The sequence below is a fragment of the Ureibacillus massiliensis 4400831 = CIP 108448 = CCUG 49529 genome (genome assembly GCF_000772965.1).
GTDB classification, from domain to species: domain Bacteria; phylum Bacillota; class Bacilli; order Bacillales_A; family Planococcaceae; genus Ureibacillus; species Ureibacillus massiliensis.
On the sequence record NZ_JPVQ01000028.1, the window covers coordinates 18,524 to 45,034 of the forward strand.

Sequence of the window (26,511 nt, forward strand, 5' to 3'; positions counted from 1 at the left end):
GGAGAGAATTAATGGAACAAACACTCCTAAGTAAAAAGATGTTGTTAGCTGGTGAATGGGTATGGCGGGAAAGTATGATTGAAGTTGAAAATCCACAAAACGGTGAGATTATCGCAAAGGTTCCCGCCGCGAGCAAAGATGATGCCTTAATTGCAATTGAAGAAGGCGTCATTGGTGCAAAAATTGCTAGTAATCTCTCAACTTACGAACGGATGACGATATTAAATAATGCTGCAAACTGGATTGAAGAACGAAAGAATGTGTTTGCAGAAACGATTGCATTAGAAAGTAGTAAGACGATTCGAGAAGCTCAAAAAGAAGTGAAACGATGTATTCAAACCATTCGCTTAAGTGCGGAAGAGGCAAGGCGTATTAAGGGTGAAACGATTCCTTTTGACCAAATGGAGGGCAACGAAAATAGAGTCGGTTATTATGAACGATTACCTGTTGGTTTAATCGTTGCAATTACACCCTTTAACGACCCTCTTAATTTAGTAGCTCATAAACTAGGTCCGGCCATTGCTGCAGGAAATGCAATTATTATAAAGCCTGCTACCGTTACACCATTAAGTGCACTTTTATTAGCAGAAGCATTTGAGCATGCGGGATTACCAAAAAAAATCCTTTCTGTTTTAACTGGCTATTCAAGTGAGATTGGAAATGTACTTGTGACAAGTTCATCGGTAAGAATGATTTCTTTTACTGGTGGAAATAAAGCTGGCAATGATATTGCTTCAAAAGCTGGAGTGAAAAAGCTAAGTATGGAGCTTGGATCAAATTCCCCTTGTATTGTATTGAAAGATGCTGATTTGAAGGAAGCTGTTGATTCCATTGTTTCAGGAGCCTTTTGGGCTGCCGGACAAAATTGTTTAGGAGTCCAACGGGTTTATATAGAAAATGATATTTATGAAGAATTTGAAAATGCGATTGTTTATCGGACGAATCAGTATAAGGTTGGCGATAAAATGAGTGAACTAACAGATATGGGACCACTTATAACAGAAAAAGAAGCTATCCGTGTAGAAAAACTAGTGAATGAAGCTATTGCTGAAGGTGCAATTTGTCTTTGTGGTGGTCAACGAAAAGGCGCTTACTATTATCCGACTATACTGACAAACGTCGACCCTGAAAATAAGATATCGAAAGAGGAACTATTTGGACCAGTAGTCATTTTAGATAGAGTAGAAGATTTAAATGAAGCAATTGAAAAATCTAACAATGTTCAATACGGATTGCATGCAGGAATATTTACTAAAAATATTGACTTAGCCTTTAAAGCTATTAAACAGATGGAATACTCAGGTGTAATGGTAAACGATAGTAGTGATTTTAGAATCGATTCTATGCCATTTGGAGGAATTAAAGGATCTGGAATTGGTAGAGAAGGCGTTTCCTTTTCAATTGAAGAAATGACTGAGCTGAAAGTAGTGTGCTTTAAAATAGGTAAAACCTAATAACCGCTATTTAATGACATTTTAAATAGAATTTTATTTGGAGGAGGGTTTTTATGAAAAAACACGTATTAATGCTATTAACTACATTAGTCATCCTTGTATTAGCTGCCTGTGGAGGACCTGGTGAATCTAGTGAACCAGCAGAGGAAAATGATTCTTCTGAAACTACAACAGCAAGTGAACCATCAAAATTAGAGAAACTACAAGAAGCTGGAACAGTCAAAATTGGTTTTGCCAATGAGGTACCATATGCATATGAAGAAAATGGTGAATTAAAGGGAGCTAATGTTGACATTGCAAAAGCTGTTTTTAAAGAATTAGGCATTGAAAATGTGGAAGCACAATTAGCTGATTTTGGTCAATTAATCCCAGGTGTGCAAGCAGGACAATTCGATGTTATTACTGCAGGTATGGCCATCAATCCTGATCGCTGTGAGAGAGTATTATTTAGTGAACCAGAAATGAAATATGGTGAGGGTTTAATCGTTCAAACCGGAAACCCACAAAATATCCAAAGTTATAAAGATATCGCTGCAAATCCAGAATTAAAAGTTGTTGTAATGGAAGGGACAACGGAAATTGGCTTTTTACAAGAAGAAGGTGTAAGTCCTGATCAAATTATTACAGCTCCAGATATCCCTGCTACATTCTCTGCTGTTCAAGCAGGGCGTGCTCATGCTACAACAGGAACTGAAATGACTGTAAAAATGGCGTTAGTTTCTGCAGGAACGGATGCGTTAGAGTTTGTTGAAACATTTGAACAACCAGATGTTGAAGGCGTACCAAGCTATGGTGCTGCAGCCTTTAATCTTGAAGATCAAGAATTACGTGATGCATATAATGAAAAATTACAAGAACTGAAAGAGAATGGCACGATAGCAGAACTACTAGAAGCAAATGGCTTTAGTGAAATTAGTAATATGGTAGAAGTAGGAGAGATTACAACTGAACAAGCTTGTGCAGGTCAGAGTTAATTCTACTATTTGTAAAATGATTGATTGCTAGATTAATAGGGACAAGCTTCTTTCATAATAAGCTGTCCCTATTTTTTCATAAGATATTAATTGATGAGAGAGAAGGGAATGATCTAATATTAGCACTTTAATTGACATATTTCCTCAGCTCATGAGAGGTCTTGGTATAACCGTTTCGGTATTAGTTGTTTCTGCATTAATTGCATATTTTATGGCTTTTATAGCAGGATTGTCTAAACTATCAAAAAATAAAGTAATAACCGGTATTACAGGTGTATATGTTGAAGTTTTCCGTGGCACATCATTAATAGTTCAGCTCTTTTGGCTATATTACGCTATACCAATGTTATTCGGAATTCAACTAGGGTCAAATTGGTGGACAGGAGTTATTGCCATCGGGCTAAACTATGGCGCCTATTTATCTGAGGTTGTAAGAAGCTCCGTTTTAGCTGTGGATAAAGGACAGACGGAAGCTGGTATTGCCTTAAACATGTCCTCCTTTCAAAGAATGCGGTACATCATATTACCACAAGCTGTTCGCATGATGCTACCGGAGTTCGGAAATTATACAATTCAAATGATGAAAGCGACGTCACTTGTATCTTTAATTGGTATGAGAGACATTTTATACTACGGAGATATTATGAGAAGTACAAATTTATCACAAGCACCACTTATTTATGTTGCGGTATTAATTATGTATTTCGTTCTAGCGCTTCCGTTGATTTGGTTAACTAGAAAAGGAGAAAGTATTGCTAAGAGAGGGGTGGCAAGCTGATGAATAATTGGAAATGGGAAACCTTTTTTGAAGCATTACCAATTGTATTAAAGGGACTAGGTATTACAGTAGGTTTAACATTTGCCTGCTTTGCATTTGCTTTAATCTTTGGATTTGTATGGGTTATTCTTCGAAGTGTACCAAGTAAATACTTTACTTGGATTGTTACTTGGATTATGGAATTTATCAGATCAACCCCTCTTTTAGTTCAGTTATTCTTTATCTTTTATGCATTACCTGTATTGCCTGTCGTAGGTGTGACATTAGAGCCATTTACTTGCGCGGTATTAGGAATTGGAATCCATTATAGTACGTATATAGGTGAGATTTATCGTGCAGGTATTGAAAGTGTAGATAAAGGACAATGGGAAGCTTCAGTAGCGTTGAACTTTTCTACATTAGATAAATGGAAAAAAATTATTTTACCACAAGCAATTCCCCCAACTATACCGATGCTAGGAAATTATTTCATTATTATGTTCAAAGAAGTTCCGATTGCATCGACAATCAGCGTAGGTGGAATTTTATACATGGCTAATTCCTATGGTGCTTTGAATTTTGCTTATTTAGAACCATTAACAATTGTAGGAATTATTTTCTTAACACTTAGTTATCCATCCTCAATACTTATTAAAAAACTTGAAGTAAAGATGAATACAAGATTTGATAAAAATGCTTTATTAAAGAAAGCGAGAAAGAAAAATTTGAAGGTATCCATTTAGAGGGGGGACATTCTATTGGTTAAAAACTTAACTTTAAAAACGAAAGAAGAGCTGAAAAACAGTGAGGCTATTGTAAAATATCGGGATGTAACAAAATCCTTTGGAGATGTACATGTTTTAAAGGGGATTAATCTTGATATCCACTCAGGAGAAAAAATAGCAGTGATTGGTCCGAGTGGATCTGGAAAAACTACTATTATTCGAATGTTAATGACCTTGGAAGAACCGACGTCAGGCGATATTTTTGTTGCGGATAAAAACCTATGGAAGATGGAAAAGAAGGGTGAACTAGTCCGAGCAAATGAAAAACATTTAAGAGAGGTACGAGGGGATATCGGAATGGTATTTCAGCATTTTAATCTATTTCCCCATATGACAATTTTAGATAATTGTATGGCAGCACCAATTCATGTGAAAAATGAAAATAAGGAAGAAGTTCGAGAAAGATCTATTCAGATGCTTGAAAGAGTAGGGTTAGGTGATAAACTAAATAATTATCCTTCTCAGCTATCAGGCGGTCAAAAACAGCGAGTTGCAATGGCACGGGCATTGGTTATGCGTCCTAAAATCATGTTGTTTGATGAAGTCACTTCTGCCTTAGATCCAGAACTAGTTGGAGAAGTATTAGAAGTAATTCGTGATATTGCTCGCAATGAGGATATGGCAATGGTACTCGTCACGCATGAAATGGATTTTGCTTTAAATGTGGCAGATAGAGTACTATTTCTAGATCAAGGGGTTATCGCAGAACAGGGAACAGCATCTGAAGTATTAGAACATTCTAAAAATGAACGTCTTCAATCGTTCTTACGTAGATTTAGAAAAGCATAGGTGTTAAAAACATGAGGACATTACGTATAAATAGATGTTCATTTTATGAAGAAATGAAAAGAAACGAGTAGATTTATGAATAAATCTATTCGTTTCTTTTATCTTTATAATGGGTAGTTAATAAAATCGATTTAGTATACTTTATCACCATTGAAAATAGAATTTTTTACGACAACATAATCTACAGTGCGGATAGCTTCTAATTTATTGCCACCAGCGTAAGAGATGGATGATTGTAAATCCTGTTCCATTTCCACTAAAGTATCCTTTAATGATCCTTTATGCTCTACATACATTTTTTTACCTTCAACGTTTTTCTTTTCACCTTTTTGGAATTCAGATGCAGAACCAAAGTATTCTTTAAACATTTTTCCATCTTTTGTAATCGTTTGACCTGGTGACTCTTCATGGCCGGCAAATAAAGAACCAATCATTACCATAGATGCACCAAAACGAACAGATTTAGCGATGTCACCGTGAGTACGAATGCCACCGTCAGCTATAATTGGTTTTGTAGCAGCTTTTGCACACCAGCGTAGCGCGGCTAATTGCCATCCACCAGTTCCAAAGCCTGTTTTGATTTTTGTAATACAAACTTTACCAGGTCCAATACCAACCTTTGTTGCGTCTGCACCAGCGTTTTCTAATTCTCTTACAGCTTCCGGAGTACCGACATTACCTGCAATAACAAAGCTTTGTGGTAAATGATTTTTAATATGCTTAATCATGTTAATTACAGCATTAGAATGACCATGGGCAATATCAATCGTAATAAATTCAGGAACTAAATCTTCGATTGCTAATTGTTCTATAAACTTATATTCTTCTTCTTTAACACCTACACTAATAGAAGCGATTAACTTACGTGCATGCATATCTTTAATAAAATCTGCACGAGTCTCTGGATTGAAACGGTGCATAATATAGAAGTAACCATTTTCGGCTAACATAACAGCAATTTTTTCATCAATAATTGTTTGCATATTTGCTGGCACAACAGGAAGTTTAAATTTAAATCCACCAAACATTACAGAAGTATCACATTCAGAACGGCTATTTACGATACATTTATTAGGAATTAGTTGAATATCTTCATAATCAAATACATTATCCATCATATACACCTCGAAAAAACGAATATTTTTTTAAAATAAGGCTATTATTGTTCGCCCTTACGTAATTTAACGTATTTTTTTTCTGATGTCAAAGCATTTATTATAAAAAAACGTAAATTTAGTTTGGACTATGTTAAGAAATTTATAAATTTAAGATTTCAACATTCGTTTCTGGATAAAATTTGATTTATGATAGAAAAAGTAACATTTATAAAAAAATATTGCATAATTCTCATCTTCCTTCGTCATATTAAAAATCAAAGGAGATGAAATTATGCCAAGAGACACAGACAACCAACATGTAGAGGCAACCCCTCATTTTGATGGTAAAGAAGAAAGCATTATAAATGATCCAACAGCAACGGCTGGAGACAAGTTAAGCGTTTTTACTAAAGCAAACCAAAATGAGGAGTTTGGAATGGAGAAGAATCCATTTCATTTCACTCCGAAAAAAGATCCAATGATGGATCGTTTTGAAAAGTTAATGAGAGGAAACAGAAAAAAATGATACCACTACTCCGTTCGAATAATGATGAACGGAGTTTTTTTATATATAAGTAGAAAGGCAATCGCACAGCTCTTTTATGTTCATAGTCATAATCTAGAATATAAGGGGGCTAATATCATGAATGATCGAATAAAGTCCTTGGTTGGCCAGCCTATTGGTGTTGCTTTTAAAAATGGATTATCCATCTCTGGTGTACTATGTGATGTAACTGACGAAGAAATTATACTAATGGAATACGTATATAATTCAAAATTTAGACAAAAACATTACGATATAGATTTAATTGACGGAATATATATCTTTCCAAGCTATCACACCGATATCCATTTAAATTAATTCGAAAAAATTCTCAAAGGTGTAAAATGACTTTTGGGAATTTTTTTTATTGCTGAATTATGTAAGATGTGTAGTAAAAAAGAAGTATAAAAATACAAAAAGGAGCAACCTCTCGTAAACAGTTAAAAGTATTTATTTTTAGAAAAAAATGAAAATTAGTTTAGTTAAAGGGTACGCTAATTGTTAAATTATTCAAAAGAAATGAAAAATATGTAAGCGTTTCAAAGGTTGATGTTACAATATTTCACATTGAAAGACGGTTGGTTTTTATGTAATAAATTCTTACATTAGATAATACTTATCGCAAATTGATATTCAAAACAATATTGACAATGCTTATAGATAGGTTAAAATAAAGCTATAAAATACATGTTACATTTCATCACATGAAAGAATAATATAACGTAACATGTTTACTTTTCACTACAGAAAGGGGAATGTTTTATGGATTTGGATGCAGTTGTTGTTCTGATGGATAACCTGTGGGTAGCTCTAGGTGCAATTTTAGTATTTTTCATGTTAGGCGGATTCATATTATTAGAAGCAGGTTCCACTCGAATGAAAAACGCCGGTCATATTGCTGGTAAAACAATTTTCACAGCTGGTATCGGAACATTAGTATTCTGGGCGGTTGGATATGGATTTATTTACGGTGAAGGAAATCCATTTATCGGATTATCAAGCTTCTTCTATGGAGACTTTTCAGCTGCTGATGGTGGTTTAACACCAGCTGTAGACTTCTCATTCCAAGTAATGTTCGCGTTAGTTGCGTTAACAATCGCATTTGGTGGTTTTGCTGAACGTGCGAAATTATCAGTTTATGTAATCTTTGCAGTATTATTCTCAGCATTTATTTACCCAGTCGTTGCTCACTGGATTTGGGGTGGCGGATGGTTAGCTGAACACGGCAAACAAGACTTTGCTGGTTCAACAGTTGTTCACTTAACTGGTGCAATGGCTGCATTAGCTGCAACAATCATTTTAAAACCACGTATTGGTAAATATAATAAAGATGGTTCTTCTAACAATCTATTAGGTCATAACCAAGTTTACACTGCATTAGGTGTATTAATCCTTTGGGTAGGTTGGTTTGGATTTAACGGTGCATCAACATTTGGTGTAGCAGATGGCTTCCTAGGATTTGTTATTTTAAATACACAATTAGCTGCTGGCGCTGGTGCTGTTGCAGCAATGTTTACAGTATGGGCAGTAACAGGTAAAGCTGATGTTCCAACAACATTAAATGGTGCTCTTGCAGGTTTAGTTGCAATTACAGCTTCATGTGGTTTCGTTGAACCGTGGGCTGCGGTAATTATCGGTGCAATCGGTGGTATCATGGTAGTATTCTCTATGAAACTATTTGAAAAACTTAAAATTGATGATCCAATCGCTGCATTATCAGTTCATGGTACTGTAGGGGTTTGGGGTACATTATCAAACGGTTTATTCGCTGTACCAGCTCTTTCTGTTGACATCGAATGGGGTCTACCAGGATTATTCTACGGTGGTGGCTTCGAGCAATTAGGTGTTCAAGCTTTAGGTGTTGTTGCTTCTGGTGCATATGCATTTGTAGTATCTTTCATTATTTTAAAAGTTTTAGATATGACAATTGGACTTCGAGTTTCTGAAGAAGAAGAAATCATGGGTCTAGATATTAGTGAACACGGTAGCTACGGTTATCCTGAACATATGGAACAAGAAGCAAAATTAACAACAGCTGCAACTACAGAAGATAAATAATTTCATTAAAACATAGTATATAAAAAACCTCTGTTTCAAATTTGTCACAGAGGTTTTTTGGTAGATAAAAGTTGTAAAAACAACTTCCTATCTTGTTTAATGAAACTGAGGCTTGTGTTAGAAACGTATAATCAAAGTTTCCGAACGTAAAAAAAGGAAGTGGCTCATGGAAACGTATGAATCAATAAGACAATGGAAGAATCAATATATTTCCTCTTACATAGATACAAGCGTTTCTCTTAATGATTTTCATGATCAAGTGATGCTAAAAGTGTTAGAGGTAGCAAAAGGGAAAATGAAAATGGACTCGCCACCCTGCAGCTTTTCTTGGTTTATCACAGGAAGTGGAGGTCGTTTAGAACAGGGCTTAATAAGTGATCAAGATCATGGCATTGTATATGAAGTTTCTAATCAAATAAATGATTTATATTTTAAGGAACTTGGTGAGGAGATAGCTTTTGGACTTGATTTCGTAGGATACCCTTACTGTAACGGGAATATTATGAGTTCCAATCCTATTTGGTGCAAATCGTTAAAAGATTGGGAAACACAATTGGTGGATTGGATGGAAAATGAAAGCTGGGAAGTCATAAGATATTTACAAATATTTTTTGATGCACGAGTACTTTTTGGAAATACGTATTATATCCATCATTTAAAATCGGTTATTTTTGATTTTAAACAACATCACCCTAAAATACTTAAACGATTTGCAGCAAATATGAAACACGCAAAAAATGTAATTGGTCCATTTGGTCAAATTATTGTTGAACCGCACGGAGTATATCAGGGGTGTATAAATTTGAAATATAGTGCGTTTATACCCTATGTAAATTCTATAAGATTGCTTTCAATTAAAGAGAATATCTATGAAACGTCCACATTAGATCGGATGGGTAAGTTAGTAAAAAAAGAAGAGTATACATCATTATTAAAAAATTGTGAGGGACATTTTTCTAATTTAATTAAATACCGTATGTCACTATTAAATGCTTCTACTTATGATGATACACATTATTTGAATATTAAAAACTTATCAAAAGAGCAGCGTAAAGAAATAAAACAAATATTAAAAGATGGTAAAAGACTTCACGATGCAGTGATATCAATGAACTTTATAGGCTAATGAGATTATCGTTAATTTATTAAAAGTAAGTCTTCAATCGAGACTAAACAAAAGGGTGTTTATTATGGCGTTTGAACCATTTATGCAAATGTTAAGGGGTATACAATCGAGAAGATCAGTAGGTGGAATTGGTGAAACGCAAAATCCTCAACAAATTGCTTATTTAAGACATTTACAAAAAGAGATGAATCAGGAAGATGTCATGAATATCAATTTAAATAAGTTAAATGTCGTTGTATTTGATATCGAAACGACTGGTTTTTCACCAGAGAAGGGTGATTGTATCCTTTCTTTAGGTGCTACAAAAATGTCTGGTAAAGAGATTATAGAAAATGAAACATTTTATTCTCTCGTTCAATATGATAAAGAGGTTTCAAAAGAAATTGAAACGTTAACAGGTATTACAACGGAACAAGTAAAAGATGCACCGCCAATTATAGAAGTATTAACTCAATTCTTCAAATTTACACAAAACTCTACATTAGTGGCGCATCATGCGAATCATGAAAGAAGTTTTTTGCAGCATTTTAGTAATAAAATATTACGTACGCCATTTAAGCAACGAATTGTAGACACATCATTTTTGTATAAAGTTGTAGAGCCACAAATTATGACCATGACGACATTAGATAATCTTTGTAGTCATAATAATATTCCTATTGAAAATCGACACCATGCGTTAGGTGATGCAAAAATGACAGCAAAAATTTGGAGTATTTATATTGAGAGAGTACAACAAATGGGGTGTGAAACTTTAAATGATGTGTATCATCGTTTTGCCAGAATGTAATAATAAAAGATTTATCGAATTATAATGAAGGTTCTGTTATGAATAATAAAACAGAACCTTCATTTTTTTAAATTGAACAAAATCCAATCCCTCTTATTACCTTCCTATTAAAATAACGTAGATAATGAAATTTCTTTGAGTTGAGTCATTTTTAGTATTTTTCACTATGTGGTAGTATTCTAAGTGTGAATTGGATATTCGCCAAATAGAATGGTGAAAGTCTGAATACTATGATTTGACGTGTTAAAATTATTAACCTACACTTAGTTACGAATAGTAACTGAGTTGTTAATTTAAGATTGGTTGGGGTGTGGAATGAACAATTTACTTATAAATAAAAAGGAAATCCTTTTAAATAAAATGAACATCGTACCGTTCAATAAAAATCAGAATCTATGCTTAGTTGGTCCTGTAAAATTACCGGTGAAACAGGGTGATTTTGAAGCGACCTTTAAGTGGTATACATGGTTAAAAATAGATGGAAAATTAACAAAAGAAGAAGTGTTAGATTTAATTGCTAATGCAAATTTAGCTGATCAGCAGCAGTCGTCGGTGTTAGTATATGGTGATTTTGAGGCTGCAGAGGACGCAATAATTCGAATGCATAGTATTTGTCATACGGGAGATATTTTCGGAAGTATGCGATGTGATTGTGGATACCAACTACATCAATCTATGAAAATGATAAAAGAACACGGTCATGGAGCGATTTTTTATCTTGCTAACCATGAAGGCCGAGGAATTGGTCTATTTTCCAAATCTCTTGCGTACTTATTGCAAGAAGAAGGTTTCGATACAGTTGAGGCAAATGAAGCATTAGGGTTTGAAGATGATACTCGTTCTTATGAGGAAGCTTTACGAATTCTTGAATCTCTAAGACAAAAGCCAGTAACACTAATAACAAATAATCCTAAAAAGCTACAAGCATTAAAAAGCCACGGCTTAATTGCTAAAGAACATATCCCTTTATGGGGCGGAATGACAGAGACAAATCGTTATTATCTAAATACAAAAATACTGAAATCAGGACATATTCCTGACCCAAAAATGACTTTGTAGTAGGTGTATTTTGTGAAAACTGATAAAGATTATATGCAGTTAGCATTAGATTTAGCGGCTTCAGCTAAAGGGAGAACAAATCCTAACCCTGTTGTTGGAGCTGTGCTAGTTAAAGACGGTGTAATTGTAGGCTCAGGTTTACATCGAAAAGCAGGAGAACCACACGCTGAAGTACATGCATTTAATATGGCTGGTGAACATGCAAAAGGGGCTACTTTATATGTTACATTAGAACCTTGCTCACATTTCGGGAAAACACCTCCATGTGCAAATTTAGTTGTAGAATCGAAAGTTGCACGTGTAGTAGTTGCAACAAAGGATCCAAATCCAGCTGTAGCGGGACGTGGTATCCAATTGATTAGAGATGCAGGAATTGAAGTTGAAGTGGGCTTGCTCGAAGATGAGGCGATAAAGCTTAATGAACGATTTATTCATAATATGATTACAAAACGACCATTTGTTATTTCAAAGTTTGCAATGACACTTGATGGGAAAATAGCTACTCACACAGGACACTCAAAATGGATTACAGGTGAAGAAGCAAGACTACATGTACATCAATTACGTAATGAAGTAGATTCAATTTTAGTGGGGATCGGTACAGTACTTGCAGATAATCCAACATTAACGACGCGCTTGCCTGAAGGTAAAGGGAAAAATCCAATAAGAATTATTCTAGATAGTCAATTGCGTATTCCCTTAGCTTCTAATGTATTAAATACTAGTGATGCTAAAACAATTATTGTTACAGAAAAAAATGTAAACCCGAATAAAATTGCAGAACTTGAGAAAAAAGGCGTATCAATTATTAGTGTAACGAAAGCCGAGAATGGTCTGGATTTAGATGAAATGTTAGAAGCCTTATATAATGAAGGAATTACAGATATTTTAGTAGAAGGTGGGGGAACAGTAAATGGCTCCTTCCTTAGACGAGGTCTTATTAATAAATACCATGTATACATTGCTCCGAAAATAATTGGGGGCATTCATTCGAAATCACCTGTCCTTGGCGATGATTTAGATAGCATGGACTTAGCGACAAATCTCGAATTTGAATCTTATCATCAAATTGGACAAGATTTAATGATAGTCGCCTATCCGAAAAAATAGTAATAGTTATCTCCTTAAGAAAGTAGGATTGTTGTGAGATTTGGTTTTGATATTGATGATACGTTGATTAATTTAAGAGAGCACGCTTTTCATATATATAATCAAAAGCTTCATCAAAATGTAAGCATTGAAATTTTTAAACAGCTGAAAACTGTCGAAATCCATGAAGCATTTGGTTTAGATAAAGTGGCTGGTGGTAAAATGTGGGCAAGTTTATTAGAGGAAATATATTTTACTAATTGCCAAGCTTTTGATGGAGCAATAGAATTGTTGAATCGATTACATCAGGATGGTCATGAAATTTTTTATATTACATCTCGCCCAAAAGGTTATTGTACACGAACGAAGCAATGGGTAGAAGAGAGGGGGTTTCCTGTAAAAGCAGAAAACTTTTATTGTGGTATGGAAGATCACGAGAAAATTCACATAATAAAAGAGTTGAAATTAGATTACTATTTTGACGATAAGCCACAGGTTATTAATACACTAACCGATATTCCAACTAAACTTTTTGTGAAGGATCAATCCTACAATCAACATATAAATTTACCAAGAATCAAAAACTGGTTTGACTTTAAATTTGAATAAATAAAATGAGCATATCAAAATAAAGATATGCTCATTTTTTCATACATTATGCAAATTGTTGCAATAGTTTAGCTGTAGTTAATCGATTGCGAACCATTATGCCTACCCATGCAGCAATGATTGCTTTTATAATCCCAACAACTATAAACGGAGCAACACCACTGAAAAAAGCAGCTTCCCATGAAATATTTGCTAAAATTTTCAGCCATATAGTTCCAAATGATAATGTTACAATCATTCCTAATAAATTGGAAATGATTGCTTGCACATAATTGTAACCAAGCTTATCCATGTAAATTCCCATAACGAGCGCTTGTACTAAAAAACCAACAATATAACCACCAGTTGGTCCTACAAGTACTGCAAAGCCACCTGAAAAACCGGAGAAGACTGGCATTCCTATAGCTCCTAATAAAATATAAACGAGTACAGAAAGTGTCCCGTATTTAGTACCTAGAATAGTGACAACTAAACCAATTGCAAGAGTTTGCCCTGTAATCGGTACTAATGGTAACGGAATTGTAATTTGTGCTAATACTGCAATGATTGCTGCTGCAAATGCTGTCATAACGTATGGATATGTTTTAGATTTCATAAATTTATCCCCCTTTGTGTTAACCTATAAAGTTATAAGGTTTACACAAATGAGGATATTATATAAATAATTGTTTGTCAATGATAAAAATGGAAATATTTTTAGTGATAAATATCTTATTGATGATACTGTTTTTTTAAAGTCTATTAATTATGGTAAAATTTCTTGTAGTATGGGTATAGGTTTGGAGGTGGGGACATTGTCGAGGATTATTTTACATGTTGATATGAACAGTTTTTATGCTTCAGTGGAGCAAGCGTATAATCCGGAGTTAAAGGATAAACCAATCGCCATTGCAGGAGATCCAAAGCAAAGACGAGGGATTATTGTTACAAGTTCCTATGAAGCTCGCGCAAAGGGTATATATACAACGATGAATGTTGGCGAAGCTTTACGAAAATGTCCAGGTCTAATTTTATTACCCCCAGACTTCCCAAAATATCGACTAGCTTCAAAAGCTATGTTTTCAATTTTGCGAGAATATACAGACTTGGTTGAACCGGTTTCCATTGATGAAGGATATATGGACATTTCAGCTAAATCTAAAGAACGACATCCAATTGAAATTGCAAAAGAAATTCAGCTTCGTATTCAAAACGAATTAGATCTTCCTTGTTCGATAGGCGTTGCGCCAAATAAATTTTTAGCTAAAACTGCTTCTGATATGAAAAAACCTATGGGTATCACTATTTTAAGAAAACGTGATGTTCCATCCATTTTATGGCCTTTACCTGTCATAGAAATGCACGGAATAGGTGAAAGTACAGCGAAAAAATTACAGACCATTAAAATAAATACAATTGGTGACTTAGCACAGTCAAATGAAGGTTTATTAAAAGAAGCTCTTGGAAAAAATGGAATAAGATTGCGAGAACGTGCTAATGGTATCGACTTTCGAGAGGTTGATCCAGATTCGATTTATGAAACAAAAAGTGTAGGGAATTCAACAACGTTGCCATTTGATGAAACGGATATAGATAAGCTTACAGATACTTTTCAAATGTTATCTGCAAAAGTAGCAGAAAGATTAGAAGTGAAAAAGCTATGTGGTTCAACGGTCAGTATCCAAATTCGAGATGCTGATTGGCATAATAGCTCACGTAGTAAAACATTACAAAACGATATTTATTTAAAAGATGATATTTTTGAAGAGGCGATAAAATTATTCCACAAGGGGTGGGATGGCTCTCCGATACGTTTATTAGGTGTAACGGTATCAAATGTTCGTGATCGAAAAAATTCTGCTCAACAACTATCCTTTGATAACTACGAAAAATTTGCCAAGCAGGAACCTATTTACGAATTAATTGATGAAATTGAGAAAAAGTTTGGAAAAGGTCTAATCCAAAAAGGTATTGAAATTGATAAAAAAACTACCTATGCCTCTAAAACAAGTTTCAGTAAGGATTTTTTAGAGGATTTGAAAGAGTAATATAAAACGGAGGCTTATTATGCAATTACAATTTTTAGGTACTGGAGCTGGAATGCCTTCAAAAGAAAGAAATACAAGTGCATTAGCATTTAAATTGCTAGATGAATGTGGCACGATTTGGTTATTTGATTGTGGGGAAGCAACTCAGCATCAGATTTTACATACTTCTATTCGACCACGAAAAATTGATAAGATTTTTATTACCCATTTACACGGAGATCATATATTTGGCTTACCAGGCTTTTTAAGCTCTCGTTCATTTTTAGGTGGGGAAGATCCATTAACCTTGTATGGTCCAAAAGGATTGAAAAGTTGGGTTTTATCGACTTTTGAATTATCCAATACACATATAACCTATGATATTCAATTTGTGGAAGTTGAAGAAGGTATTATTTTTGAGGATGAGCAATTTATCGTAACTGCATTGGAATTGGAGCATGTCATACAATGTTTTGGTTACCGCATAGAACAGAAACCATTACAAGGTGAATTGCTTATTGAAAAGGCTCGTGAACTAGGTGTGCCAAAAGGTCCGCTTCTAGGAAAATTAAAAAATGGAGAAAATATAACATTAGAAAATGGGACGGTTGTATATAGTAAAGATGTAACAGCACCCCCAAAAGAAGGGTTTGTAGTTTCGATTTTAGGTGATACAAAGTATTGTGGTAATGCAATAAATTTAAGTGAAAATGCGGATATAGTCGTCCATGAAGCTACTTTCGATCATAATACAGCAGAGCTTGCAGCAAGTTACGGACATTCAACAAACCTTGAAGCCGCTAAAATTGCAAAAGAAGCGCATGCAGAAAATCTAATTTTAAACCATCTGAGCGCAAGGTTTTTATTCCCACAAATTCAAGCATTAGTTACTGAAGCAAAGGGGATTTTTCCAAATACTTTTATCGCCAATGATTTCGATGAATTTTTGTGGAAAAATAATAAGTTATTAAAAATATAAATAAGATAGAAAAAACATGCTTTAGAGCACCTCCATTATTAGAAACAATTCTAATATTCGAAGGTGCATTTTTAATTGAAATATAATTATATGTAGAAAATAGTAGAACAAACGAGTAAAATGATAGTGTGATGGAGAATTAATAAGGGGTGGTCAAATGAATCAACCAAAAATCAATCCTGCTGTTTTACGTTTACTCGTAATATTTCCAAATGTTTTAAGCTATCTACTATTATTTGGTTTAATCATTTATATCATTACGAATTTTGAGGGATTACAAGCAGCTAATGCTTTGAATATTTGGATTATCATAACTGCAGTTCTTGGACCTATGGCTTTGTTCACTACATATTCAATTGTGAAACGTATAAAGGAAGGTACTCTTTAATATAAAAAAATACGCGTGAATAGATAGTTTTGTTACTTCAAAACTATCTATCACGCGCAGGTTATCTTCCTTAAAAACGCCAACCTCGATCATATGAATCATTTGGCGCTTCAATTGTTATCCCCAGCTGCACTGCTGCCGTGTATGGGAAATGAGGATTTCTTAAAAGTTCCCGTCCAATAAAGATTAAATCTGCCTTTTGCTCCTGTAAAATAGCCTCGGCATCTTTTCCGTTTGTAATAATACCAACTGCTCCAGTTGCAATGTTTGCTTCTTGTTTTAAAGTTGCAGCGTAAGGAACTTGATAAAGGGGGAAGGATGTAACTGATACAGATACAACGCCACCAGAGCTCACATCGATCAAATCAACATCTTGAGACTTCATCCTTAATGCAAATTGAATATAATCCTCTGGTTTTAATCCACCTTCAGCATATTCATTTGCAGATATGCGAACAAATAGGGGACCATCCCAAATTGAACGGACTGCATCAATTACTTCTCTAAGTAAACGATATCGGTTTTCAATAGAGCCACCATATTCATCTGTTCGTTGATTTGTTAATGGAGATAAAAATTCATTAAGTAAGTAACCGTGCGCCCCATGGATTTCTAAAACGTCGAAACCTGCTTTTATCGCTCGTTGCGCAGCGGCCTTAAATGCTGAAACAACCTCTTTTATATCGTTCTTTGACATTTCTAAAGGCGTTTTATACATTTCACTAAATGCAATAGATGATGGGGCATATGTATCGCCATCAACCGTTGCTTTTCTTCCAGCATGAGCAAGCTGAATGCCAGCTTTTGAACCATACGCTTTTACGTTAGATACAATTTTAGTCAGGTTTTCAATATGTTCATCGCTCCAAATGCCTAAGTCTTTATTTGTAATTCGACCTTCTGGAACAACTGCAGTAGCTTCTAAAATAATCAGTCCAACTTGACCGATTGCTCTTGATGTATAATGAACAAGATGAAAATCAGTAGCAATACCGTCATCCTCCGCCTGGTACATGCACATAGGGGACATTACTATGCGATTTTTAAGTTCAATAGTTCTTATTGAAAATGGTTCAAAAAGTTTTACCATAATTCAAACTCCTTTCAAATTAGCTACTCTCTTATCTTACAGAAAAATACGCTCGTATGGAAAAAAGTTGCTTTGGTAAGAGAAGAGTAATAGAAAAGACGAAAAAAGCTTTGATTATTCTCCCTTTGCTAATTCTCTAGATCTTGCTTCTGCACTTTTAATACATTGATAAATGGCCTCATTGAAATGATGACTTTCTAACGCTTGAATTCCTGCCTCAGTTGTTCCTCCTGGACTTGTCACTTTTTTTCGTAGAACATCAGGCTCTTCTTTTATTTGCTGTAACATCGCGGCTGATCCAGCGATTGTTTGAACCATTAATTTTCTGACGGTCTCCTTTGATAAGCCAAACTCTGTTCCTACCTTTTCCCAAGCCTCGAGCAGATAGTATAGATAAGCTGGACCGCTTCCAGATAGAGCTGTAACAGCATGTAATTTTTCTTCCTCGACTTCAATAACAATGCCAATTGCATCTAGCATTTGTAAATATTGTTTCTTTAAATCCTCATTCACATCTTCATTGAATGCAACACCACTCGCTGACATTCCGATAGTTGCTGATGTATTTGGCATAACACGTGCGATCGGTCTATTTCCTAATAAATTAGAAATTGCATTAATTGATATTCCGGCCATTACTGATAATACAGGTGTGTTCTGTGCAATAAATGAAGAAATAGATTCCATAGCAACTTTTCCATCCTTTGGTTTCACCGCTAAAACGATGATATCCGCATGAAAAAGTTCTTCCTTTTTTTGTAATATATTCACGCCATATTTTAAACTTAATTCATCAAGTCTTTCATAATTTGAGCGATTTGTTATATAAATCTGTGTTGCGTCTACCACATTTTGTTCAATCCACCCCTGAATCATTGCTTCAGCCATTGATCCTGCTCCAACAAAAACTACTTTTTCCATCTATATCCCTCCGTTTCAATATATGTGTTAAGTTCATAACAAATAAAAAATGCGTTTTCCATCCTTAAATAAGGACGAAAAACGCATACAGTTTCCGCGGTACCACCTTAGTTTGCCATAATAGCACAACTCATTTCCTTTTATCGCAAGGCTACGGTCATGTTGTCATGACTGTTCAGAAGTAGGTTCAATGAATTGAGGGGGTTATGCTATTCTCACCAAACATAGCACTCTCTTAAACCATCAAATCATTTACTCGGCTTCATCATTACATTTTTAATATTAAGAATAATGAAAATTATATGCACTATACGAGAATATGTCAACTCTGTTACATAGACGAAATTAGAAAAAAGAAGTAAAATATAATGAATAATGATTCATTTTTTAAAATAATTGTTTAGTTCACTTAGGGGGAAGATTAATGAACATACATAAAATAGTTTTGCCAACACCATTTCCTGTTGGAGATGTTAATGTGTTTTTAGTGAAAGGAGAAGCATTGACATTATTTGATGCAGGTCCAAAGACAACAGAGGCCTATGAAACATTGAAAACGGGAATCCGTGCAGCTGGCTATGAAATGAAAGATATCGATCAAGTCATTTTAACCCATCAACATCCTGACCATGCCGGATGGATTGATGCATTTCCAAAGGCAAACATTTTAGCCCATGAGTATGTGGATCATTGGTTACGCCAAAAACCAGAGTTTCTTGAATACAGAGATCAATTTTATCAATATCATATGATACGGCAAGCAGTGCCTGAACGTTATATTGAAAAAATGTTGCAAATTCGAGGTGAACTAGAATTATTAGGTACTACGCCTTTAACTCATTTTATTCAAGATGGAGATGAAATGCCTGGACATCCTGGATTGAAAGCACATTACACACCTGGTCATGCCCAAAGTCATTTGATTTTTGTTGATGAAAAAACAAACACAGCAATTGGGGGAGATTTGTTGTTAGAAACAATCTCATCGAATCCTTTAATTGAACCGCCGATCGACCTTTCAATGGATCGCCCTAAAACGCTTCTACAGTATCATCAGTCTTTAACACTATTAAAGGATTTAAACGTAAGTAAATTATATACTGGACACGGCAATGAAATCGAAAACGTGAATGAATTAATTGATTTTAGAATTAAAAGAGATCATAAGCGAGCAAAACAGGCTTATGATATTTTAAGTGAACCTAAAACAGTGTATGAGGTAACACAAAAATTATATGCATCTCTTTATAAATCAGAGCTTGGATTAACTTTGTCGAAAACAATAGGGGAGTTAGATTACTTAGAACAAGAAGGATTAGTTAAGGTAGAACTAGTAGGAGATGTTTTGATTTATTCAAGAACATAAAAAAAACCCAAATGTATTATTCGCTATACATTTGGGGTGAATTTTTACCTTATATTAGAAAATGTAAACTAAATAGTCGATTAAATTATGCATGAGCAAATGCTTTTATCGTCATAGCAGGTCCAAAGAATTCGAAGTGAATATTTTCTTTAGGTACATTTAGTTCATTTAAAAGAGAAATAACTGTTTCCATAAATGGTGCTGGTCCACATACATAAACTTCTGTTGTTTCTTTTATATAAGGAGCTAATACTTCTTTTGTAATATAACCTTCGGAATCTGAGTAGTAAGCTCTATAAGTTCCGTTTAGTTCTTTAACTTTGTTTTCAATTTGCTCTTGAAAAGCGATTACATTTTTATTACGTGCTGTATGAACAAATGTTACATCACGTCCTGGTTCCATTGCTTGTAACATTGTATTTAATGGCGTTACACCAATACCACCGCTAATAAATAGAGTAGGATTGTTAGTTTCTGATAAAGTAAATAAGCCCGCTGGAGCACTTACATCAATGAAATCGCCTTCATTTACATTGTTATGAAGGTAGTTTGATACAACACCCTTTGGATCACATGCATCTTCACGTTTTACTGAAATACGGTATTCGTTAGGATTTGAAGCCTGTGATAAAGTATAATGACGGTTTGATGTGTATTCATCCCCAGGTACTTTCACACGAACTGTAATATATTGACCTGGTTGGAAAGCTGGTAAAGTGGAACCATCTTCAGGTACTAAATAAAATGATGTTACTTCTTCGTTTTCTTGCACTTTTTGAGCTACTTTAAATGGTTTAAATAAACGCCAACCTCCATTATCTTCTGCAGCTTTATATAAATCCTCTTCTACAGAAATAAAAATTTCTGCAATAACACCATATGCGTTTGCCCAAGCGTCGATAATTTCATCAGTTGCAGCATCACCAAGTACTTCTTTAATAGCACGAAGTAAATTTTCACCAACAATTGGATAATGCTCAGGTAAAATACCTAATCCGCGGTGTTTATGTGCAATTTGCATTACTACAGGTACGATTGGTTCTAAATTGTCGATATATTTTGCAGCAGCTAATACTGTATTAGCTAAAGCGGTTTGTTGACGACCTTTTTGTTGATTGGCTCTGTTAAAATAATTTAATAATTCTGGATGTGCATTTAACATATTGCTGTAAAAAGTTTTAGTGATTGTAACCCCATGTTGTTCTAATACTGGTACAGTTGATTTAATAACGTCGATAGTTTGTTGTGATAACAATTTAAACACGTCCTTTCAAAAGTCACTATACTCCTAGGGATTTTTAAAAGCAATATATAAAATACATCTTTAACAAATCAGACACAAATGAAGTATATAAAATACATGTTTAAAATTTGTAGATTTCTTATTAAAAATTTCTATGAGAAAATGATACAATGGTCTTAAGAAAGTGTGGTGGCATTATGCGCTTAACATTATATACAGATTATTCATTAAGAGTGTTGTTATATCTTGGCATAAAAGGTAATGAACAATTATCGACGATCCAAGAGATTGCTGACAATTATAATATATCGAAAAATCATTTAATGAAAGTAACCTATGAGTTAGGTCAACTCGGATACATTGAAACAATCCGTGGTCGCGGAGGTGGGATTCGACTTGCCATGAATCCTAATGACATAAATATTGGTCAAGTTGTGCGTAAAACTGAAGAGGATTTTTACTTAGTTGAATGTTTTAATAGTGAAAATAATATGTGTAAAATCTCTCCAGCCTGCCAATTGAAAAATGCATTAAATGAAGCGTTAAAGGCATATTTAGCTGTTTTAGACACATACAATTTAAACGACTTTTTAAAGTCGAAAGATGAACTATATAAATTATTAATAGGCGGATAAAGGGTATAGATTTTCTATACTCTTTTTTCTAATTTTAGAGTAGCTATTCAATAGGACAAAATTGATGGTTGCTTTTAAAACAAATTAATTTAAAACAAAATACAAAAAACAATCATTTATAATATGAGATATAAACACATTATAAATAAAAGTATGGATTGTTCAGAAAGGAACATGCGGTGAAATGAATGGTAAAGTTATCTTTATAACAGGAGCAACTAGTGGAATTGGTCGAATAATTACAGAAATGTGTATTAAAAAAGGTCATATTGTTTATGCCACTGGACGCAATGAACCATCATTAGAAATGCTTAGTAAATTAGGGGCAAATGTTTTTCAAGCAGATTTAACTAAAATAGAAGATATAGAAAGAGTTTGTAGAAATCTTCCTCCACTAGATGTCGCCATCATGAATGCAGGATTAGGTATTTTCCAAAATGCTTTCGATTTACTTGATGATAATATTAATGAAATGATCGATGTCAATGTGCGTGCACCGATGCTAATGACCAGAAGACTTTCTCAATCTATGATAAAAAGAAAAAAAGGTCATATTATTTTTATCGGTTCTCAAGCAGGGAAGGTAGCAACGAGAAAAGCAAGTATTTATGCTGCTACAAAACATGCTATTACAGGATTTGCAAATGGGCTTCGAATGGAGCTAGCACCATTTGATGTGAAAGTTACAGCAATTTATCCCGGACCCATTGATACTCCTTTTTTACAAAAGGTAGATGCAACAAATGCCTATCGTAAAAGTATAGAAAAATTTTTGTTAAAACCCGAAAAGGTCGCAACAGGTATCGTAAATTGTATCGATAAACCTGTAAGAGAAATAAATTTGCCAAAGGTAATGGGTTTTACAAGCAAGCTTTATGCAGTAGCTCCCAGACTAGTTGAGATGTTAGGAAGCGGGTTTTTTAATAAAAAATGATACATAAACGAGTAGAACGTAAACACTTAGAAAATAAAAGGTTTTACTCGTTTTTTAAATAGTTAATTTTTTATAAAAATACACTTGTATTTATTTTTATAACGTGTTACTATTCATGTATAAAGTTTTATATAGTTGTATAAAAATACATTCAGTGTTATCGGAGGCGTAAGTTTTATGGCAAATAAAAAAGTAGTATTAGCATATTCAGGTGGTCTTGATACTTCAGTAGCAATTCCTTGGTTAAAAGAACAAGGATGGGATGTAATCGCTGTTTGTCTAGATGTAGGTGAAGGAAAAGATCTTGAATTCGTAAAAAACAAAGCACTACAAGTTGGTGCTATTGAATCTTATATGGTAGATGCTAAAGACGAGTTTGCAGAAGAATACGTACTGCTTTCTTTACAAGGTCATACATGGTATGAACAAAAATATCCACTTGTTTCTGCACTAAGCCGTCCATTAATTTCAAAAAAATTAGTTGAAATTGCAAATGAAACAGGTGCAGATGCAGTAGCACATGGATGTACAGGTAAAGGAAATGACCAAGTACGTTTCGAGGTTTCAATTAAAGCATTAAATCCAGATTTAGAAGTTCTTGCTCCAGTACGTGAATGGGGATGGAGCCGTGATGAAGAAATTGAATATGCGCAAAAAAATGGTGTACCTGTTCCAGCTACAATCGATTCTCCATTCTCAATCGACCAAAACCTTTGGGGCCGTGCAAATGAAGCTGGTGTAATGGAAGATCCTTGGGTAGCTCCACCGGAAGAAGCATATGGTTTAACTGTTTCAGTTGAAAACGCTCCTGATGTAGCTGAATATGTGGAAATTGAATTTGTAGAAGGTAAACCAGTTTCATTAAATGGGAAAGAAATGAAACTTGCTGATTTAATCCAAGAGCTAAATAAAATTGCAGGTGCTCATGGTATTGGACGTATCGATCACGTTGAGAACCGTTTAGTTGGTATTAAATCTCGTGAAGTATATGAAATTCCAGGTGCAAAAGTACTTTTAACTGCTCATAAAGAGCTTGAAGATATTACATTAGTAAAAGAACTAGCCCATTTCAAACCGATTATTGAGCATAAACTTTCAGAGGTGATTTATGAAGGATTATGGTTCAACCCAATCCGTACTGCACTTGATGCTTTTATCAAGGAAACGCAAAAATACGTAAACGGTACAGTTCGTGTGAAATTATTTAAAGGTCACGCAATTGTTGATGGACGTAAATCACCAAATTCACTATACTCTGAGGAGTTAGCAACATACTCAAAAGCAGATAAATTTAACCATAATTCTGCAGTTGGTTTTATTGAATTATGGGGACTTCCAACAGTAGTTGCTGCGGAAGTCGCTAAAAATACACAGAAAGTAACAAAATAATTTCCACTAGTAATTTGGATCTTAGAAGTAGGTGTCATCATGACAAAATTATGGGGTGGCCGTTTTCAAAAGTCAGCAGAAAGCTGGGTAGATGAATTCGGTGCGTCAATAGGCTTTGACCAACAATTAGTAATGGAAGATATCGAAGGTAGTGTCGCACACGTAACAATGTTAGGCGCACAAGGAATCTTATCTGCTGAAGATGTAGAGAAGATACTTGGCGGTTTACATGAGCTAAAAACTTTGGCAGAGGCTGGAGAGCTCGAGTTTAGTGTTGCCAACGAAGATATCCATCTAAATTTAGAAAAAATGTTAACGGATATAATCGGTCCAGTAGGGGGAAAACTCCATACTGGCCGTAGCCGTAATGACCAAGTTGCAACGGATGTTCACTTATTCTTAAAAAAACGTGTAGTCGAAGTGGTCGATTTAATTGAAGCTTTCCAACGTACAATTTTAGAAAAAGCTGAACAACACATTGAAACAATTGCACCGGGTTATACCCATTTACAAAGAGCACAACCAATCAGTTTTGCTCATCATTTAATGGCATATTTCTGGATGCTTGAGCGTGATAAAGAACGTTTTAACGAATCCATGAAACGAATTGATATATTGCCATTAGGTGCAGGCGCCATGGCAGGCACAACATTCCCGATTGATCGTGAAAAATCTGCCCAGTTGCTTGGATTTAGCAAAGTGTATGCAAATTCAATGGATGCAGTAAGTGATCGTGATTTTATCGTAGAATTTTTATCAAATTCTTCATTGCTCATGACACATTTATCTCGATTTGCAGAAGAGATTATTATTTGGTCAACTGATGAGTTTAAATTTATTGAATTAGATGATGCCTTTTCAACTGGTTCGTCAATTATGCCACAAAAGAAAAACCCAGATATGGCAGAACTTATTCGTGGCAAGACTGGTCGCGTTTATGGGAACCTGATGGGACTGTTAACAGTATTGAAGGGTACACCGTTAACGTATAACAAAGATATGCAAGAGGATAAGGAAGGTATGTTTGATACTGTCCATACAATTCTTGGTGCATTGAAAATCTTTGAGGGTATGGTTCGTACGATGACTGTCAATAAGGAGCGTTTGAAAAAGTCAGTTCATAGTGATTTTTCAAATGCAACTGAGCTTGCTGATTACTTAGCGACAAAGGGCATGCCTTTCCGTGAAGCTCATGAAGTAACTGGGAAATTAGTGTTTACTTGTATTCAAAGAGGGATTTATTTATTAGATTTACCTCTTGAAGATATGAAAGCAGAGAGCGACCTTATCGAAGAGGATGTGTATGAAGTATTAAAACCAGAAGCGGCCGTTAGTAGAAGAAATTCTCTTGGTGGAACTGGCTTTGATCAAGTACGACTTCAAATCGAAAAAGGTAAGCAGTGCTTATAAAATTTTAACTCAATTTTTTTATGACAACTATTAATGTAGTACAGTGATGCTCAATAGTTTTCAAATCTTTTATCAAGAAGCCAGAGGGTAACTTGATAATAATAAAAACTTTATAGGAAACGATTCACTCTTAGTGAGTCGTGAACATATAAAGTTACATAAACCGTCTCGGGGTCGCGAGGCGGTTTTTTATATTCTCGAAAAAAATAAAATTAGCCTAGTTAATAACAAATTTATCTAGTATTTACCTCCCGACTTTGGTACGATTTGGGTGAGTATTAAATACTATTATTGTGTATAAATGAAAACAATAGTTAGAATTATATCACTCTTTGCTTTAACCATAATCTTTTGCTTACATAACAGCAATTTTATAACAGCAAATGCTGAGGAGATTATGTTTAAAGATATTGATGTGGATGCTTATTTTTATGAACCTGTTCAACAATTAGCAGGTAAAGGAATCATTAAAGGTTACCAAGATGGAACTTTTAAACCTTATCAACCCGTAACTCGTGGACAAGCGGCCCTTATGCTTGTACAAACCCTACAACTAGATACTTCAACAGTAACTAACCCTCAATTTAAAGATATTTCAACTAAACACCCGTACTACAAACAAATTGCTACTCTTGTTAACAAAGGAATCATTAGTGGTTTTGAAGATAATACCTTTAGACCTAATGAACAACTTACAAGAGCCCATATGGCAGGTATTTTAACAAAAGCATATGAATTTGAATTGAATGAAGAAGTACATCTTCCTTTTACAGATGTAAGTGAAAATGCATGGTATAAAAATGCTATTCAAACTTTATTAAATCTTAAAATTACAAATGGTGTTACACCAACAACCTTTGAACCTAACAGTCCTGTGACACGGGGGCAATTAGCAACCTTTATTTACAAAAGTGATTTAGCTTCGATGAGTGTTGAAATAATTGCTGGCAATGGGATTTATGAAAATGTTGTAAACGCTAAACTAGAGTTAACAGTTTTCCACAAACAAAAATCAACAG

At 34.5% G+C, this 26,511-nt stretch carries 27 protein-coding genes and 1 other annotated feature; of the genes, 22 read left to right on the forward strand and 5 right to left on the reverse strand.

Annotated elements, in window-relative coordinates; all coding sequences use genetic code 11:
- Window positions 1-11 precede the first annotated feature (11 nt).
- The 5 genes from CD30_RS13515 to ehuA all read left to right on the forward strand — a co-directional run bounded on the left by CD30_RS13515 (window position 12) and on the right by ehuA (window position 4,759).
- Window positions 12-1,454 (forward strand): aldehyde dehydrogenase family protein, encoded by a 1,443-nt coding sequence (locus CD30_RS13515; RefSeq protein WP_036177900.1) that lies wholly within the window; start codon window positions 12-14, stop codon window positions 1,452-1,454.
- 53 nt (window positions 1,455-1,507) lie between these two features.
- On the forward strand, window positions 1,508-2,428 hold the full coding sequence (gene ehuB, locus CD30_RS13520) for an ectoine/hydroxyectoine ABC transporter substrate-binding protein EhuB (RefSeq protein ID WP_036177901.1): 921 nt from the start codon (window positions 1,508-1,510) through the stop codon (window positions 2,426-2,428).
- A gap of 151 nt (window positions 2,429-2,579) precedes the next feature.
- The gene (locus CD30_RS13525) at window positions 2,580-3,206 is read left to right on the forward strand and encodes an amino acid ABC transporter permease (RefSeq protein ID WP_036177903.1); all 627 of its coding nucleotides are present in this window, start codon (window positions 2,580-2,582) and stop codon (window positions 3,204-3,206) included.
- Entirely contained in the window at window positions 3,206-3,928 is a 723-nt protein-coding gene (ehuD, locus tag CD30_RS13530; protein ID WP_036177905.1) for an ectoine/hydroxyectoine ABC transporter permease subunit EhuD, read from the forward strand. The genes CD30_RS13525 and ehuD overlap by 1 nt, the downstream gene beginning before the upstream one ends.
- Window positions 3,929-3,943: 15 nt before the next feature.
- Complete coding sequence (ehuA, locus tag CD30_RS13535; RefSeq protein WP_328286139.1) at window positions 3,944-4,759, forward strand: ectoine/hydroxyectoine ABC transporter ATP-binding protein EhuA; 816 nt, start codon at window positions 3,944-3,946, stop codon at window positions 4,757-4,759.
- A gap of 131 nt (window positions 4,760-4,890) precedes the next feature.
- Here the strand turns inward: ehuA and guaC are convergent, their stop codons facing one another.
- Complete coding sequence (gene guaC, locus CD30_RS13540) at window positions 4,891-5,874, reverse strand: GMP reductase (protein ID WP_036177907.1); 984 nt, start codon at window positions 5,872-5,874, stop codon at window positions 4,891-4,893.
- Window positions 5,875-6,148: 274 nt separating this feature from the next.
- On the opposite strand from guaC, the gene CD30_RS13545 reads away from it, so the two are divergent.
- From CD30_RS13545 to CD30_RS13580, 8 genes are all read left to right on the forward strand, one after another.
- Entirely contained in the window at window positions 6,149-6,382 is a 234-nt protein-coding gene (locus CD30_RS13545) for a hypothetical protein (RefSeq protein ID WP_036177909.1), read from the forward strand.
- 117 nt (window positions 6,383-6,499) lie between these two features.
- On the forward strand, window positions 6,500-6,718 hold the full coding sequence (locus CD30_RS13550; RefSeq protein WP_036177910.1) for a hypothetical protein: 219 nt from the start codon (window positions 6,500-6,502) through the stop codon (window positions 6,716-6,718).
- A 444-nt stretch (window positions 6,719-7,162) separates the two neighbouring features.
- Window positions 7,163-8,458: an ammonium transporter gene (locus tag CD30_RS13555; protein ID WP_036177911.1), complete on the forward strand. Its 1,296-nt coding sequence runs from the start codon at window positions 7,163-7,165 to the stop codon at window positions 8,456-8,458.
- Between the two features lie 166 nt (window positions 8,459-8,624).
- Window positions 8,625-9,584: a DUF294 nucleotidyltransferase-like domain-containing protein gene (locus CD30_RS13560; RefSeq protein ID WP_036177912.1), complete on the forward strand. Its 960-nt coding sequence runs from the start codon at window positions 8,625-8,627 to the stop codon at window positions 9,582-9,584.
- A gap of 64 nt (window positions 9,585-9,648) precedes the next feature.
- Complete coding sequence (locus CD30_RS13565) at window positions 9,649-10,374, forward strand: exonuclease domain-containing protein (RefSeq protein WP_036177913.1); 726 nt, start codon at window positions 9,649-9,651, stop codon at window positions 10,372-10,374.
- 360 nt (window positions 10,375-10,734) lie between these two features.
- Complete coding sequence (locus tag CD30_RS13570; RefSeq protein ID WP_408056785.1) at window positions 10,735-11,433, forward strand: GTP cyclohydrolase II; 699 nt, start codon at window positions 10,735-10,737, stop codon at window positions 11,431-11,433.
- A gap of 12 nt (window positions 11,434-11,445) precedes the next feature.
- Window positions 11,446-12,543: a bifunctional diaminohydroxyphosphoribosylaminopyrimidine deaminase/5-amino-6-(5-phosphoribosylamino)uracil reductase RibD gene (gene ribD, locus CD30_RS13575; protein WP_036177915.1), complete on the forward strand. Its 1,098-nt coding sequence runs from the start codon at window positions 11,446-11,448 to the stop codon at window positions 12,541-12,543.
- A 33-nt stretch (window positions 12,544-12,576) separates the two neighbouring features.
- Window positions 12,577-13,131 (forward strand): 5' nucleotidase, NT5C type, encoded by a 555-nt coding sequence (locus CD30_RS13580; protein ID WP_036177916.1) that lies wholly within the window; start codon window positions 12,577-12,579, stop codon window positions 13,129-13,131.
- 46 nt (window positions 13,132-13,177) lie between these two features.
- Here CD30_RS13580 and CD30_RS13585 read toward each other — a convergent pair whose 3' ends face one another.
- Entirely contained in the window at window positions 13,178-13,726 is a 549-nt protein-coding gene (locus CD30_RS13585) for a biotin transporter BioY (protein ID WP_036177918.1), read from the reverse strand.
- Between the two features lie 199 nt (window positions 13,727-13,925).
- Between CD30_RS13585 and CD30_RS13590 the strand changes: the two genes are divergently transcribed.
- The 3 genes from CD30_RS13590 (at window position 13,926) to CD30_RS13600 (ending at window position 16,504) form a co-directional block, all read left to right on the forward strand.
- Window positions 13,926-15,158: a DNA polymerase IV gene (locus tag CD30_RS13590; protein WP_456243250.1), complete on the forward strand. Its 1,233-nt coding sequence runs from the start codon at window positions 13,926-13,928 to the stop codon at window positions 15,156-15,158.
- A gap of 19 nt (window positions 15,159-15,177) precedes the next feature.
- Window positions 15,178-16,116 (forward strand): ribonuclease Z, encoded by a 939-nt coding sequence (rnz, locus tag CD30_RS13595; RefSeq protein ID WP_036177920.1) that lies wholly within the window; start codon window positions 15,178-15,180, stop codon window positions 16,114-16,116.
- 157 nt (window positions 16,117-16,273) lie between these two features.
- Entirely contained in the window at window positions 16,274-16,504 is a 231-nt protein-coding gene (locus tag CD30_RS13600; protein WP_036177922.1) for a hypothetical protein, read from the forward strand.
- Between the two features lie 70 nt (window positions 16,505-16,574).
- On the opposite strand, the gene namA is transcribed toward CD30_RS13600, so the two are convergent.
- Together namA and proC are read right to left on the reverse strand one after the other, a co-directional pair.
- Window positions 16,575-17,594: an NADPH dehydrogenase NamA gene (namA, locus tag CD30_RS13605; RefSeq protein ID WP_036177924.1), complete on the reverse strand. Its 1,020-nt coding sequence runs from the start codon at window positions 17,592-17,594 to the stop codon at window positions 16,575-16,577.
- 114 nt (window positions 17,595-17,708) lie between these two features.
- On the reverse strand, window positions 17,709-18,515 hold the full coding sequence (proC, locus tag CD30_RS13610) for a pyrroline-5-carboxylate reductase (RefSeq protein WP_036177926.1): 807 nt from the start codon (window positions 18,513-18,515) through the stop codon (window positions 17,709-17,711).
- Window positions 18,516-18,582: 67 nt separating this feature from the next.
- Window positions 18,583-18,793 (reverse strand) — a binding site (T-box leader).
- A gap of 146 nt (window positions 18,794-18,939) precedes the next feature.
- Here proC and CD30_RS13615 point away from each other — a divergent pair.
- Window positions 18,940-19,881 carry an MBL fold metallo-hydrolase gene (locus CD30_RS13615; protein ID WP_036177928.1) on the forward strand — a complete coding sequence of 314 codons (942 nt, stop codon included), beginning with the start codon at window positions 18,940-18,942 and terminating at the stop codon, window positions 19,879-19,881.
- Between the two features lie 85 nt (window positions 19,882-19,966).
- On the opposite strand, the gene hmpA is transcribed toward CD30_RS13615, so the two are convergent.
- On the reverse strand, window positions 19,967-21,136 hold the full coding sequence (gene hmpA, locus CD30_RS13620; protein WP_036177930.1) for an NO-inducible flavohemoprotein: 1,170 nt from the start codon (window positions 21,134-21,136) through the stop codon (window positions 19,967-19,969).
- Between the two features lie 185 nt (window positions 21,137-21,321).
- Here hmpA and CD30_RS13625 point away from each other — a divergent pair, with 185 nt between their 5' ends.
- The 5 genes from CD30_RS13625 to CD30_RS13645 form a co-directional block, all read left to right on the forward strand.
- Complete coding sequence (locus tag CD30_RS13625) at window positions 21,322-21,759, forward strand: Rrf2 family transcriptional regulator (protein WP_036177932.1); 438 nt, start codon at window positions 21,322-21,324, stop codon at window positions 21,757-21,759.
- Between the two features lie 184 nt (window positions 21,760-21,943).
- The gene (locus CD30_RS13630; protein ID WP_036177934.1) at window positions 21,944-22,693 is read left to right on the forward strand and encodes an SDR family NAD(P)-dependent oxidoreductase; all 750 of its coding nucleotides are present in this window, start codon (window positions 21,944-21,946) and stop codon (window positions 22,691-22,693) included.
- Between the two features lie 177 nt (window positions 22,694-22,870).
- The gene (locus tag CD30_RS13635) at window positions 22,871-24,082 is read left to right on the forward strand and encodes an argininosuccinate synthase (RefSeq protein ID WP_036177936.1); all 1,212 of its coding nucleotides are present in this window, start codon (window positions 22,871-22,873) and stop codon (window positions 24,080-24,082) included.
- 39 nt (window positions 24,083-24,121) lie between these two features.
- Entirely contained in the window at window positions 24,122-25,492 is a 1,371-nt protein-coding gene (gene argH / locus CD30_RS13640; protein ID WP_036177938.1) for an argininosuccinate lyase, read from the forward strand.
- A 397-nt stretch (window positions 25,493-25,889) separates the two neighbouring features.
- A partial coding sequence (locus tag CD30_RS13645) for an S-layer homology domain-containing protein (RefSeq protein ID WP_170215842.1) occupies window positions 25,890-26,511 on the forward strand: 622 nt, incomplete at its 3' end.